The 13670-nt window shown below is 67.7% G+C and carries 11 protein-coding genes and 1 pseudogene; 6 read left to right on the forward strand and 6 right to left on the reverse strand.

The features are described from left to right. A partial coding sequence (locus ABT085_RS07770) for a hypothetical protein (protein WP_351603311.1) occupies window positions 1-1081 on the forward strand: 1081 nt, incomplete at its 5' end. Window positions 1082-2295: 1214 nt separating this feature from the next. Here the strand turns inward: ABT085_RS07770 and ABT085_RS07775 are convergent. The 4 genes and pseudogenes from ABT085_RS07775 to ABT085_RS07795 form a co-directional block, all read right to left on the reverse strand. Then, window positions 2296-2790 (reverse strand): GNAT family N-acetyltransferase, encoded by a 495-nt coding sequence (locus ABT085_RS07775; RefSeq protein ID WP_351603313.1) that lies wholly within the window; start codon window positions 2788-2790, stop codon window positions 2296-2298. A 782-nt stretch (window positions 2791-3572) separates the two neighbouring features. Continuing rightward, window positions 3573-3755 carry a ribosomal protein L7/L12 gene (locus ABT085_RS07785; protein ID WP_351603315.1) on the reverse strand — a complete coding sequence of 61 codons (183 nt, stop codon included), beginning with the start codon at window positions 3753-3755 and terminating at the stop codon, window positions 3573-3575. 49 nt (window positions 3756-3804) lie between these two features. Then, the gene (locus ABT085_RS07790; RefSeq protein ID WP_351603317.1) at window positions 3805-4425 is read right to left on the reverse strand and encodes a hypothetical protein; all 621 of its coding nucleotides are present in this window, start codon (window positions 4423-4425) and stop codon (window positions 3805-3807) included. Window positions 4426-4791: 366 nt separating this feature from the next. Beyond that, window positions 4792-5034: pseudogene (locus ABT085_RS07795) on the reverse strand (transposase); the annotation flags it as partial. 177 nt (window positions 5035-5211) lie between these two features. Here ABT085_RS07795 and ABT085_RS07800 point away from each other — a divergent pair. The 3 genes from ABT085_RS07800 to ABT085_RS07810 all read left to right on the forward strand — a co-directional run bounded on the left by ABT085_RS07800 (window position 5212) and on the right by ABT085_RS07810 (window position 7145). After that, window positions 5212-5832: a hypothetical protein gene (locus ABT085_RS07800; protein ID WP_351603319.1), complete on the forward strand. Its 621-nt coding sequence runs from the start codon at window positions 5212-5214 to the stop codon at window positions 5830-5832. Next, entirely contained in the window at window positions 5829-6479 is a 651-nt protein-coding gene (locus ABT085_RS07805; protein WP_351603321.1) for a hypothetical protein, read from the forward strand. The genes ABT085_RS07800 and ABT085_RS07805 overlap by 4 nt, the downstream gene beginning before the upstream one ends. 285 nt (window positions 6480-6764) lie before the next feature. Beyond that, window positions 6765-7145 carry an HIT domain-containing protein gene (locus ABT085_RS07810; protein WP_351603323.1) on the forward strand — a complete coding sequence of 127 codons (381 nt, stop codon included), beginning with the start codon at window positions 6765-6767 and terminating at the stop codon, window positions 7143-7145. Between the two features lie 200 nt (window positions 7146-7345). Here the strand turns inward: ABT085_RS07810 and ABT085_RS07815 are convergent, their stop codons facing one another. Beyond that, window positions 7346-7933 carry an Imm21 family immunity protein gene (locus ABT085_RS07815; protein WP_351603325.1) on the reverse strand — a complete coding sequence of 196 codons (588 nt, stop codon included), beginning with the start codon at window positions 7931-7933 and terminating at the stop codon, window positions 7346-7348. Between the two features lie 154 nt (window positions 7934-8087). Beyond that, complete coding sequence (locus ABT085_RS07820; protein ID WP_351603327.1) at window positions 8088-8417, reverse strand: hypothetical protein; 330 nt, start codon at window positions 8415-8417, stop codon at window positions 8088-8090. A 123-nt stretch (window positions 8418-8540) separates the two neighbouring features. Between ABT085_RS07820 and ABT085_RS07825 the strand changes: the two genes are divergently transcribed. Together ABT085_RS07825 and ABT085_RS07830 are read left to right on the forward strand one after the other, a co-directional pair. Then, complete coding sequence (locus tag ABT085_RS07825) at window positions 8541-10403, forward strand: glycosyltransferase family 2 protein (protein WP_351603328.1); 1863 nt, start codon at window positions 8541-8543, stop codon at window positions 10401-10403. 145 nt (window positions 10404-10548) lie between these two features. Then, window positions 10549-13644 (forward strand): NACHT domain-containing protein, encoded by a 3096-nt coding sequence (locus tag ABT085_RS07830; RefSeq protein ID WP_351603329.1) that lies wholly within the window; start codon window positions 10549-10551, stop codon window positions 13642-13644. Window positions 13645-13670 lie beyond the last annotated feature (26 nt).

A 13670-nucleotide genomic window follows, 5' to 3' on the forward strand; every position in this document is an offset into this window, starting at 1 on the left:
GACCGGCCGGACATTCGATCCGGCCGGTCACGGCATGGACATCCGCACCTGGCTGCGGGCTGTCTCCGACCTGGCCACGGACCGCCTCCGGCAGAACAGGCGCTCCTACGTCCCGCCGCCTGTCCGGCCGGTACGGGACGAAGGCCTGTGCGGGGAGATCGTGGCGGAGATCCGGGGGTTCGCCGCGGAACTGACCGGTGCCACCGGGCTGCCGGACCTCGCCGCGGGGCTGGAGCGGGTGGTCACGAAGGCCGACGCCGATCTCGGCTTCCGGCTGCTCCTGCGGGCCCTGAAGGCGTACTCGGTACGGGTCCCGAAGGCGCGGTACGACAGGTTCCGTGAGCTCGGCGAGCGGCTCGGGTACCCGGTCGCGGTCGTCCGTGCCGGTCTCACCGTCGATAGGCCGCCCATCGACACGATGCGCCGCGAAACCGAATGGGACTTCGGTCTCTCTCGGCTGGCGGGGAACGCGCACCAGGACTGGCTGGAGAGCACCGCCCGGCGCGAGGTCCGCCGAGTGGCCGACGCGGACGAGCCAGGCCAGTCCCCGGGCACGGCGGCGGCACTGCTGCTCGAGGACGCGCTGCGACTGCTGCACTCACCGCTGTCCGACGCAACGATCACCACACTGTGGCTTGTTGCCTCGGATGCAGCACTGCGCGGCGACGGCCGGGACCGGCTGCGGCTGGTCGCCGACGTCTGCGAGGAGCGGCTGACGGAGGTCGCCCCCGAGTACACCGCCGTAGTGCCGCCCGCGCGTACGGAGGGGGCGGAACCCGTGATGCGGGAGGTCCGGGAGGCGGCACACACGGTTGCGGGCAGCGCCGTCAGCTCCTACTGGCAGCCGGTCCCGGCCGAGGAGGCCATGGCGGCGCTGGAACAGGTCGTCGGCCGGGTCGATCCGGACCTCGGGTTCCGAATGCTCCTGCGGGTCCTGCGGGCGCTGTCCGCACGGATCACGCGGGAACAGTACGAACGGTACGTGGCGCTCGGCGAACGGTTCGGCTATGGGGAGTACCACGTCTACGAGGTGGAGCAACTCGTCCGGCCGGACAACTCGGGGGATCGGCCGCGGGGTTGAAGGCGCCAGGCCCGGCAGATCCGAGCCCGCACGCACGGCGTTCCTCCCCGGGACCGTTCCCGGGGAGGAGCGCTGTTTTGCGTAGAGCGGTCGGAGTGGCAGCGCAGGCTGAACGTTGACAGCCGCAGGTTCTTCGACAGGACCAGGTACATGTCGGTGCGTCCCTTCGTCGTGCTCGCGAGGTCCGTCGAAACCGTCGTGTAGTCGTACGGTGACGACGTGCCGGTGAAGTGGGCCGTGCCGGCCAGGCGGCCCGTCGGGGAGACAGGCGGATCTCCACCGGGTCCGGCGAACCGGCCATCTGGACGCCGAACTGTCAGACACGCGAGCTCAGTTTGCATGTCCGGGGACCTCAACCACGCTCCGTCCGCCGTGCCGAGGACTGCACCAGGGATGCCCGCTCTTGAGCCAACCAGGCGGCCCCAGACGTGCACCCTGACGGGCCACTGCGAGTCATCCGACACGACGTTTGTGACGGGCCCGGCGAGCATGGTCGTCACCGTGTTGCCTGCGACGGCCAGGGCGATCGTGGGTTCGCGCCGAAGTCTCACACAAGAGCCCCGACGGCCGAGGCAGCGTTCGTCCTCGCACCGGCGTTGCTGAGGGGACATCACGCATCGCCAACCGTCGTGGTCACGAGGGCCACCCCGAGTCCAACGCCTCTACTTCTCCGGCAGGACAGCCCTCGTAGACCGTGAGCACGGGTGGGTCTGGGCCACGGCGTGCACCGGCTGCCGCACGGCGCACTGGCCAGTGGTCACCGCGCCGTCATCACCAGGCCACGGAGCCTCTGACGTTCACGCGGCGGCGGCTTCCCTGCTGGCGGCCATGGCCACGAACGGGTCGATCGGCTCGGCGCCCCCCGGCATCGCCGGTCGTGGCCTGGGATCCGGTCGGTTCGGTACACGTCCTGCCGGTGGGGGTGTGGCGTTGCCGTTGGAGTTCGTCGCGTTCGGAGTCCGGGATCGTCATGGACTCGGCAAGGACGGCGGCGAGCGCGTCCACGTGCGTGTTGTCGATGGCCGTGTGGAAGAGCCACCGGATGTATTCGTCGCGCGTGATGAGGACGAAGCGTCAGGCGTGCGCTCTCGGCCTGTTCAAGGAATGCGTTCCTCCTGGCCGTGATGATGCGGCGCTCGGTGACGGCGATCAGGCACCGATGATCGGCGCTTGCCGCAGTCTTCTCGCAGCCGACCCACGAGCGAGATCAAGGTCTATGGCTGGAGGTCGCGCTGGTACCAGGTGCCTGACTTGCCGCCTAGATCAGCCGGGGTGGCAGGGCCAATCGGGACGAACCCGGCCTTGGTCAAAACTTTTTGGGATGCGGCGTTGTCGTGGGAGGTGGCCGCACGCAGTGTGCGTATCCCGTACCGCGCTGCCGCAATCCGGCACAGTTCCCGGACGGTCGCGGTCGCCACGCCGCGGCCGGCGACCCGCTCCGCGACCCGGTAGCCGAGTCTGGCAGTGCCGTCCTCCAGGTCGTACAGGTTGAACCTGCCGAGTGCCGAGCCGTTGTCGTCGACGAGCACGTAGAAGGCGCAGGTGCCGGCCTCCTGTTCGGCCAGCAAGGCGTTGTACCCGTCGGTGAACTGGTCGAAGAAGTCGTCGCCGCGGTCGGAGATCGAGGCAGCGAAGTAGGTGCGGTTCGCCAGTTCGAAGGCCAAAACCGCCGCGGCGTGGCTGGCATGCAGCCGCTTCAGCTCGGGCATTGCCCGACTCTACCCAGATCGTGCGCTGAGGCCACCTGAGTTTCCGCCAGCGGCAGACAGCCCCAAGATCAGGGCATATGACGATCTACGGCTGGAGTGTCAGGGCCACTTTCACGAGTACGCCGACACGCGAAGAGGATGCCAGCCAGCGCAGCGCGGTTCATATGGGTGCCGAGGGTCCGACGGGGCAGCAGGTCGGGCAGGGGTGTCGCCATGGGCGGAGTCTCTCGTAGAAACGCCGCGACACACTACAGGGTCTCATTCACCTGGGCTGGGGGACCGGCTCGGCGACGCGGTGGATGAATTCCGGCACTGGCTTGGACGTTTCCAGTCCTCCGACGTGCCTATCAGGTCGACCTCTGTGCTGAGCAGCTCGCGCAGGATGCGGCCCACGCGCACCGTCTGGTTCCCGCGATGTCCAGCCACAGCGCGTCGGCCCGCGACGCGGCAGGCGTGTCGCGTACATCGGGATACGGATCTGCCTCGCCGAACGTCTCCAGCTGCCCTGCCTGCGTACGGAGGTCCGTCAGAGTGGTCGGCGACATCCCTACGGGCTCGTTGCACTGCACGATGACGTCGATGCGGCCTCAGAGGGTGAGGCCAGTGGACCCATAGGCGCTGCAGAACTCGCAATGGCAGCTGGTCAGGGAATTCGCCTGGCAATGGGCGGTTGGCCAGTAGCGGGATGCGCAGGGGGCTGGGTCGAGCAGCGTCTCGTCGCGGGGCACTGTCCTGTTGCACCAGGTGCAGCGGACGGCTGCAGGCACACCGGACTCCTGCAGTTACCGGGCCGCGACGACGGCCGTGTCGAGCGGCGCTTCCTCCAGAACCACCGCAGGGGCGCTGTCCAGTAGAAGCTTGCTCCGCCACAGGCTCAGTCCGGTCACCGCTCTGACTGCCTGCAAGGCTTTCTGCCCCACGTTCCCGAATTCCGTCACCAGTACGGTGAACGCTGGCTCTTCCATGGGCACCTCTCCTGGAGCAACGGTCAGATGACGAGAAGGCTCGCTGGCCTCATGCGTGCTGCGGGGGGCCGATGACCTTCTGTCCGATCTGTTCGGCAAGCCACTGAGCGAAGCGGTCCTCGTAGCCATCGCCGTTTTGGCGCCGAACGTGGACGAGCACCAGGTGTGTGTCGGCGCGGGCGTCGCGTTCACGAGAGTCGGAGTTCAGCAGGAGCGTGACCTCGGCGTGCTTGCTCTCGCCATACAAGTCACGTTGGGGTGCCTCAGGCCACGACAGTGAGGACCAGTGGATCTCACCCGGGTGGGGGCCTATCACCGCGGCGAAATGATCCTCGATGCTCCCCAGGGGCTGGTCAAGCATCGAGAGCGTCAAGGGGAGGTACGCCTGTGTGCCAGCCAGGTTGTCGGGAAGCGCATGGGCGGGAGCTGAACAGGTCAGGTCCGGGATGCCGGGCGGGGGAACGGCAGGCGCGTCCATGCCCCAGCACGTGAACCACGATTCCGGCAGAGCGTCACGCAGCCGTTTCACCTCGGCCACGGTGGGCACCTCGCCCTCCACCGACACCTCGGAGTAGGGCTGGGCGCCGAAGGCCACCATCTGGCGAGCGACATGCAGGGCCAGATCAAGGTCCGGTGTCCGAAAGATGGGGTAAGCAACGTCGTTCGACATGGGAAGACTCTGCCACGGCCGCCAACGAGGTGACCTTTCCTTTTTCACCGCAGGACCGGGCAAGATCCAAGCAACATACCTAGCGGCGCGGGGAGTGCAGGATGCCGGTGAGGCGGAACCTGCCTGTCGGGGGCACTCCAGGCGGACAGGAATCCGTCACGCCGGGTGTCGCGGACGGAACCCCACACAGGCGAGTCCTCGCCTGCGCCACCTGGGCCGGTGGTCCCTCGATACCTCGAGCTGACGTGGGTCAGGCTGCCGACAGGGTGATGGCCGCTCAGCTCAGCTACATGCCGCGGTGGCTCTTCGGGCGCGCGACAGATGTCGCGGACCCTCCTTCGTCAGGGCAGCTGCTGGTGCGGATCACTGGGAGCCGAGGAAACAGGCGCTCAGTTCGGTCTCTCGGCCTGCCTGCCTGTGGACTTGGCGGCGGAGGGGGCTGTTGAGTTGGTCGAAGACGCCTTCCTCCTGTCAGCGGGCGAAGCAGGCGTAGACGATGTTTTGGTGCGGATAGTTGTGCGGGAGGAAACGCCAGGGGCTCCCGGTGCGGTTCACGTGGAGGATCGTGTCCAGGAGACTGCGCAGGTCGTGGTCAGGTGGGTGGCCGACGGCTTCGGTCAGAGCCTCTTCGGCATCACTGAACAGACCGGCATGCGCTACTCGGCACCCTCTGGCCGGAGCGAACCGTGAAACTGCCCAGGTGGCGGGCATCCGCTGAGCCTGATGCCGCAGCTAAAGCCCGTGGCAGTGTGAGAGTGGGTCCGGCATCATCCTTTTGTGATTGTGATGCAACCCGTTCTGGAGATCTTTGCTGCCGACGACTTCGGGCTCTGGCCGGTTGGCGAGCACGGATCGTACGGCTACCTCGTGCTGGACGGAGAGCTGACTCCGGCGGAGGTCGGCACGGCAGTCATGCGGATTGCCGACTCCAACGACTTCGAGCCGGAGGAGGAGCACGGGCCGTGCCCGACCGACCCGCTCGGCGCGTTCCTGCACGGGCTGCTCACCATGCCGGACCTGTTCGCCGCCGGCGGGTTCCGGGTGACCGACACAGCCACCGGCGCTGTCTTCATCGAGCCGGGCTGCTGCAACGGCCTGGAGACCTGGCGGGACTGGCAGGAGGTGCTTGACGGCACCGGCTGTAATTACTTCGGCCACGACCCGTCCTCGGCGGCCGAACGTGTCGGCGACATCGTCCGGCTGACTCTCGACGTCTACGCGAAGGACGGCAGCCCGGTGATCGAGCTGCCGGTGGACCAGGTGCGCGCGCTCGTCGCCGGTGCCGAGGCGGACTTGCGGGACTTCCTCTGCCTCGTCGGAACCTGGGCCGAACAGCACCTGCCGACACACGCCGCCGCCGTCACGGCCGCCCTGGCCCGGGCACTGGACCTGGAGTTCACAGAGTGACCAGCTTCCTGACCCACCGGGCATACGTGCACGACGCCCGGCTCCCCCTCCACCGACGGCACAGCGCGCTGCGTACCTGCCTCACCGTCTTTGCTCCTTACGGCCTGCGGGCGACGTACCACCACCTCACGCTCGCCGCGATCCCCCGGCGGCTGGAGGCGGACCCGGACGCGCCGGCGCGGGCGGTGGAGGAACTGCACGAGGCGCGGGTGCTGTGGCTCGAGCGGGCAGAGGAGTACGCCGTACAGCGTCGCGCGGAGAAGCAGGCCGGGCGGCGGGCTGTACCGAACCCTCGGCCGTGGTGGCTGCGCAGCCGGTGGCAGAGCCCGGAGCGTGCCTGGTCCGACGACCCGTTTCGCCACCCGTCGCTGCGACTGTCCGAGTACGTCCGGCGGCAGAACGCGCTTTTGGACGGCGCCGATCTGTCCGGCTGCCCGGCTTGCGGGGACGAGGGACCGCTGGAGCCGCACTCGACCGGGCACGGCTGGGTCGAGCTGTGCCGTGGATGCGCGTGGGCGCCGTCGCCGTGTCCGTGCGGGCAGCGGCACCGGCTCACGCCGGAGATCCCGTACGGCTGGAAGGAGATCTGGCAGCGGGCACACATGAGCGACGACGGCACACCGAACCCACACCGGCCTGCAAGATAGCTACTCGGATGCGGCCCGGCGAACACCGGGGAAGCCACAGCCCATACCGCACCGGCGGGGAGGAGACACTCGAGCCCGCCATGCCTGCGCAATGGGGCGGATCACCTCTGCGTCGACGGGGAGGGCGTCGTGCATGCGTGCTCTCGCCGAATGGCGCTTCCTGGAGATGCTGTTGAGGAATTCGGATACAAAACGGCGGGTCACTATGTTGGCGTTGGGGCCTGCCCGGCGATTTCATCGGGCAGCTGCTCTTGCGACATTGCTGCCCAGCGAAGGTGCGCACCTGTGACCGGTACCCCGACAGTCTCCGACTTCTACTGCCACCAGGCGCTGGCCGGCACGGTTCCCATCAAGAAGGTGAGGGAGACCGATCGGGTGCTGGCCTTCCACCACACCAACCCGTCCTACCCGGTGCACATCGTGGTGATCCCCAAGGAGCACGTCCCCTCGCTGAGCGACCTGGGAAGCGCAGATGAGGACCTGCTGCACGACGTCGTCGCGGTGGTGCGGGAGGTGGCCGCCGAGGTGGAGAAGGAGCACGGGTCGTGCTCGGTCACAACGAACCTGGGCCTGTATCAGGAGTCGAAGCACATGCACTGGCACGTCACCTACCGCGGCGAGAGCGAGGCGGAAATCCGCGGCATGTACGGCCACCACGACGACTGAGCCCGCACTAACAGTGCCGGCCGGCTGCATGCAGGAGGAGTTCAGCGACACGCTCGGCCGCAGCTACCAGGCGGGGATGGGAGCCCTGTCTGCCGCGGGGGAGGGCGGACAGGGTGGCACAGGCCTTGATCGTTGCCGTCGGACCTTGACGATCATCAGATCGGCGCCACCTAAGACTGATGGACCCGGGCTGCTGGTCGTCAGGCCGGGCCACCCTCGGCGACGAGCTGCACCAGGCCCACCCACGGGAACTCGTCTGTCGCATGGACCGCACGCACTCTCCACCGGCCGGCCGGAAGCGCCACAAGAGCCTGGTCCGGTCGACCCCCACCGGGATAATCCACTCCCAGATCGGCGCCCGCTTCGGCCGAGTCCATCAATACCGCCGGGCCATCGGTGACCCACAGCCCGCCGTCGTCCCATGCGGTGTCCGGATCTGCCACGACTGCCTCGGCCGTCGCGAACAACTCGGCCTCCGAGTCCGCAGCCAGCCACCGCACGAACAGCAACTTCTCGGGCTGGAAGCATGTCGTTGCAGGTTCATCGGCCAGAACGAGCACAGTGGCAGCCTCCGCGCCCACGGTGATCACCCCGGCCCAGCCCTCCACCTCGCAGGCGCGGTCGTAGTCATCCCGCCCATCGGCATCGCCCAGGACGGATCCGTCCTCCGTGCACCCGCCCCAGGTGTTCACCGAGGACTCCGGAACGACGATCAACGGGCCGCCCATCGACCGGACCCAGGCCGGCTCGGCACGGGCACAGCGATCGGTGTCGTGAGAAACATCCATGCGTGCAGTCTGCCGCCCCTGACTGACACGGCCCGCAGGTCAGCCAGGTCAACCGACAAGCGGCCGACTGCCCCTGAGTGCCGGCCTGCTTGCCGAGTTGGTCTGCCCGGTAGTCGTAGACGGGCTTATAGCCCATGGCACAGACGGGGAGCTCTCAATCTTCGGGCTCGGAGGTGTTGCGGGCGGAGTGGTCGGCAAGGTGGCCGGGTTTGTATCCACGCTCCCGCAGCGGGTGGAGGATCTCGAGACCGTTGCAGGCCGGCCGGTGCCTGTCGGTGGCAGTCTCATACGGGGCGTCGTCGCCGAGGACTTTTCGGGCCAGTTCCCGCAACGCCTGCTGGTTCTTCTTCATCGCCCGCCTCCCTGCATCCGTTGCCTTGGGGACCCGCCTCGTGTGCCCGTTGACCATGGGCGGCTCGGAGCTGAGCGGCCCCTCGGTCTTCAGCCAGTGCAGCGTCGGGCACAGCGTGGCCGTGCTGCGCACACGATGTAACCGCCACGGCGCGCTTCGCCAATCCGGCGCCAGTCGCCGCCTATGGTTTCCGACGCCGGACGTGGGGGACTAAACCGCCTATGGCGGGGCGAACTGACTCAGAGGCAGGAGCCGATGGCCACCGTTGAACGACAGCCGGACCAGACCGCCGTGGTGACCGCCGAACCCGCCACCACCGCCGGGCAACGACCACCGGGCCGGCTGCGACGCATCGCCGGGCCGATCACCCGTGCCGTCCGGCCCTTCGACATCGCCGTCGTCACGTTTTTCCTCATCGCCGCCCAACTCCTCTACGTGAACCTGTGGCGCGACCTGGCCCACCAGTACCTGACCGACTCGGGGCCAGACCAGAACCAGGCCGAGTGGTTCATCGCGATCACCGCCGAGAACCTTGCACACCTCCACAACCCGTTCTTCACCACCGTCCAGGGGTTCCCCGATGGGGTGAACCTGATGGCCAACACCGTCATGCTCGGCCTGACCGCGCCGCTCACACCGATCACGCTGGCGTTCGGGCCGACCGTGACCTACGCGCTCTTGCTGACCTACGGCCTCGCGGCGACGGGCATCGCGTGGTACTGGGTGCTACGCCGGTGGGCGGTGCGCAGCCGTCCCGCGGCCGCGGTCGGCGCGGCAGTCGCCGCCTTCGCCCCGCCGATGATCAGTCACAGCAACGCGCACCCCAACTTCACGGCGCTCTTCCTGATCCCGCTGATCGCCGACCGGGTGTTCTGTCTGTGCCGGGGTGACCGGGTCGTACGGGACGGAGTGCTGCTCGGCCTGTTCACCGCCTACCAGATCTTCATCGGCGAGGAGGTGCTGCTGCTCGCCGCGGTGGGAATGCTGCTGTTCGCCATCGCGTACGCCCTCGCAGACCGCGGTCGTGTGCGGGACGCCGTGAAGTCCCTCCGGAAGGGTCTGCCGATCGCGCTCGCCGTGTCCCTGCCGCTGGTCGCAGGGCCCTTGTACTTCCAGTTCTTCGGGCCGGGCAGCTACACGGACGTGCCGCACGGCCCCGTCGTCAACAGCCCGCTGTCTTTCCTGGAGTTCTCCGGACGAGCGCTGGCCGGTGACCAGGGGATCGCAGACCAGTTCGCTGTGAACCGCATGGAACAGAACGCCTTCTACGGCTGGCCGCTCGTCGCGCTTGCCCTCGCCATCGCCGTCCGCCTGTGGCGGCGGCCCCTGGTCAAGGCACTGGTGTGCACCGCGATCGGTGGGGCGGTGCTCTCCATGGGGTCACGCATCGAGATCCCCGGCACCGGCGTCGTCGTGTCCGGACCGTGGCGGCTGATGGCCGACCTGCCCCTGTTCGGGTCGGTCATCGAGAGCCGGTTCGGCATGGTCTGTGCACCCGCGCTGGGCGTGCTCGTGGCGTTGGCGGTGGACCGCCTCGCGGTCACGTCCGATCTCCGGCTGAAGATGTGGGGGCTCGCCGCCGTCGCCGCGGCCCTGCTGCCGATCGTGCCCACCCCGTACCCCACGAGCGTCCGGCCGTCCGTGCCCGACTTCATCGCCCACGGGACATGGCGCCAGTACGTCGACGAGGGCCAGACCCTCGTCCCCGTACCGCTCGCCCACGCGTACACCTCCGAGTCGCAGCACTGGCAGTCCGCGACCCGCATGGCCTTCACCATGCCGGGCGGTTACTTCATGGCGCCCAACGGCCCCGAACACACCGGTGGTTACAACCCGGATCCCCGCCCCACCTACCTCCTGCTCGGGGCCGTGTACACGAGCGGGAGAGTCCCGGAGATCGGCCCGCAGCAGAAGGCCGAAGCCGAGGAGGACCTGACGTACTGGAAGGCAGGGGTCGTCGTGCTCGCGCCCGGGTTCAACGCTCCACCTCTGTACGAGACCCTGAAACAGCTCCTGGGCCGGGACGGCACGCAGGTCGGCGGAGTCTGGGTGTGGGATGTGCACTACGGCGCGTCCGCCGCTCGGACGCCGGAAGGCGAACGGACCGGTACCGCCTGAACGGCCGGCGGCTGCAGGGCGCGGGCACGGCGCTTCGCGGTGCCCCGGCCGGGTCGGCCAGCTTCACCGGCCATTCGGCGCATGGTCGGTCGTCGCGCACATTAGGCTGAACGTGCTCGACGGACGCTTGTGGGGGGCCTGGCATATGGACTCAGAGACCTTCGGATTCCGACTCGCGTCGGACGAGATCGGCCCGTTGGTCCGAAGGCTCTTCGTGCAGGAGGAGCCTGGTGCCGGTTCGGAGGACAAGCCGGTGCGGGTTTCGCGGCTGGTCTCCTTCAGCGGACAGCAGCGCACTTCGAAGCCTGCGGACCTGCGGCAGATCAGCGCCACTCTCGTCAAGCACGCGATGGAGGGTGTGGAGCGTCCGCTTCGCGATGATGAGCAGGAAGCGGTCACCGGTGCTCTGACGACCACACTGCTGGCGCTGGGCCGGCTGAAAATCTCGGACGCTCAAGCCGTGCAGATGGGGCATCAGCAACTGGCCCAGAGCCTGCGCTATGCCGCGTATTCCCCCGATCGTCACCTTCCCGCAAGAGCAGCACACGTATACGAGAACCTTCTGGATGCGGCGTGTCTGCATGTTCTGTACCACTTCGCCCGGCGCTCGGCGTTCATCGCGCGCACCGAGACCGCGCGCTCTCGGAACCTGGCTCAGCTCATCGCCCGGCAGGACGAGTCGGCCCGCAGCATCCCGCGGCTCGATGCGGGGGACAGCGAGTTCGAGCAGCGCTATCTCGCCTACATCGCGGACAAGCATTGCAGGCTGGTGATCTATGGCATCGATCTCTACGACTCACCGGACCGCTGGCCTCTCGACGTCGCCTATCTGAGCCTGCAGGCGACCTGGTCCGATGGCGGGGCCTCCGGCCTCACCGGACGGCTTCAGTTGCCGAACACCACCCATGTTCCGGCTGAGAAGGCCTTCGCCCACAGCAACCGGGTACTGCTCCGCGGTGTGGCCGGCTCCGGGAAGACAACGCTCGTGCAGTGGCTGGCCGTGCAGGCGGCACATGGCCCCCGCCCGGGACGGGTGCCGTTCGTGCTGCCGCTGCGCACGCTTATCCGGAGCATGGACGGACTGCCGACACCCGAGGAATTCCTGACCGCCGTGCGTTGTCCGCTCTCGGCCCCGGCAGGTTGGGCAGAACGTGTGCTGACCATGCAACGCGGTCTTCTGCTGGTCGACGGCGTCGACGAGATTCCCCAGCGTGATCGATCCCGCACCCGAGAGTGGATCCATGAACTGGTGCGGGCGTTTCCCGGCAATCAGTGGCTCGTCACGTCACGCCTGTCGGCAGTGCGCGACAACTGGCTTGCCGAGGACGGGTTCAGGGATCTGACGCTGTCGCCGATGAGCCATGCGAACGTGCGGACCTTCATCCGGCGCTGGCACGCCGCCGCGGCGGCGCCCGAATACGAGGAGTCGCTGCTCACCGCTGTCCGGGCGAAGAAGGACCTGGGAAGTCTGGCGACCAACCCGCTGATGTGCGGGTTGATGTGCGCCCTGCATCGCGACCGCAAGGGCTTCCTGCCCCTCAGCAGGAAGGCACTGTACGACGCTGCCCTCACCATGCTGCTCGCCCGTCGCGACCGCGAGCGTGACATGGGTCTGCCCGATGGCATCGAGCTGGATGTGGAGCCCAAGATCCAGCTGTTGCAGCGTCTCGCCTATTGGCTCATCCGCAACGGCCGAAACGAAATGGATCACGTCACCGCGACGAACGTCGTCGCTCAGGGCCTGCCACACGTACCTGCGGCACAGGCCCAGGGCGACGCCGGACAGATCTTCAAACACCTGCTGCTGCGCAGCGGACTACTGCGTGAACCCGTCCAGGAGGCGGTCGACTTCATCCATCGGACCTTCCAGGACTATCTGGGTGCCCGTGCGGCCGTCGAAGCCTGGGACATCGGTCTTCTGGTGAGCAACGCCGCGGATTCCCAATGGGAGGACGTCATCAGAATGGCGGTCGCTCACGCCCGGCCCAAGGAGCGGGCCGAACTTCTCGACGAGCTCATCAAGCAAGGTGATCGGGCAGAGGGCCACGCCGCTCGCGCGCGCATCCACCTCCTGGCCATGGCTGCCTTGGAGCATGCCACGGAGATCGCTCCCGAGGTCCGCACCCGGGTGGAATCACGTGCGTCCGCCCTGATTTCACCCGCCAGTCTGGACGAGGCTCATGCACTTGCCGAGGCCGGTTCGCTGGCCCTCGAACTACTGCCGCCCAGCGACGGCCTCACCGATGAAGAAGCACGCAACGTCGTCGCTGCTGCGGCTCTCATCGGTACGGACGCCGCGCTTCCCGTGCTTTCCCGGTTCCGCGGGAGTCGAGATGCCGCGGTCTGCGAGCAACTCGTGCAGGCATGGGCGGAGTTCGACCCCCACCGGTATGCCGAAGAGGTCATAGCCCATGTGCAAGAAGATGTCGTCTTCACTGTCACCTCCGAGCCGCAGATCCGCGCGCTGGGCGAGCTCGGCCCCCGAGAGCGTGTGCAGATCTCGTGCCGTTGCCATCCGGAGCTTCTGACGGATGTGCTCGATCCCAGTTGCTTGACGTGGTTGTCCCTGCGCGACAACCCGGCATTGCGCAGTCTGGACTTCCTGCAACCGTACCGACGGCTCACGACGTTGAGCCTGGAGGACTGCCCCTCCGTCACCGATCTGACGCCTCTGGAGGTGGTGGGCCTGGATCGGCTGTATCTGTGCGACCTGCCAGGCCTCTATGACGCGTCTGGTCTGAACCACCTGAACACTTTGCGTCATCTCACCGTCGCCAGCCGCCTTCCGGGTTCTGAGCTCACCGAGTCGCTGCCCACCGATGCGGGGTTGCTCGCCCTGTCGTTGCAGGGTGATGCGACCCGGAGGACCGGCCTGCTCGGAATCAGTGCCTGGCCGACTCTGACCGCGTTGAGCCTCAGCATCGGCCCGGGCGATATCACCCGGGAAGGCTGGGACGAGGTGGCGAGGCTGCCGGAGCTGTCGGAGCTGACCCTGCACGAAAGTACGCTGTGCGCTGTCGACGAAGCACGTGCTCTACCGTCCGTACGGTCCCTGCGCCTGGTCGGAGAGCCGAGCAAAGAGGACAGAGACCTGATCAAGCAGGTTCTCTTTCCGAATCTCGATGCGATCACCCTGACGGTGCCGCAGGGAGGCATGACCAACATCAAGTTCTACGAGGCCCGCTTCCCCTCGGTCAAGGTGCAGGTGGCGCACGGGGACACCGCCGCGCTCATCGTGTAGGACAAGTCCTCCACTCCGTGGCGGGC

This window comes from Streptomyces sp. NPDC002265 (assembly GCF_040296125.1).
Classification (GTDB): domain Bacteria; phylum Actinomycetota; class Actinomycetes; order Streptomycetales; family Streptomycetaceae; genus Streptomyces.

Excerpts from the sequence above, each read along its gene's own strand:
- ABT085_RS07775 (WP_351603313.1), bottom strand. The coding sequence starts at position 2,790 with ATGCCCGAGCTGAAGCGGCTGCATGCCAGCCACGCCGCGGCGGTTTTG.
- ABT085_RS07785 (WP_351603315.1), bottom strand. The coding sequence starts at position 3,755 with ATGGAAGAGCCAGCGTTCACCGTACTGGTGACGGAATTCGGGAACGTG.
- ABT085_RS07790 (WP_351603317.1), bottom strand. The coding sequence starts at position 4,425 with ATGTCGAACGACGTTGCTTACCCCATCTTTCGGACACCGGACCTTGAT.
- ABT085_RS07800 (WP_351603319.1), top strand. The coding sequence starts at position 5,212 with ATGCAACCCGTTCTGGAGATCTTTGCTGCCGACGACTTCGGGCTCTGG.
- ABT085_RS07815 (WP_351603325.1), bottom strand. The coding sequence starts at position 7,933 with ATGGATGTTTCTCACGACACCGATCGCTGTGCCCGTGCCGAGCCGGCC.
- ABT085_RS07825 (WP_351603328.1), top strand. The coding sequence starts at position 8,541 with ATGGCCACCGTTGAACGACAGCCGGACCAGACCGCCGTGGTGACCGCC.
- ABT085_RS07830 (WP_351603329.1), top strand. The coding sequence starts at position 10,549 with ATGGACTCAGAGACCTTCGGATTCCGACTCGCGTCGGACGAGATCGGC.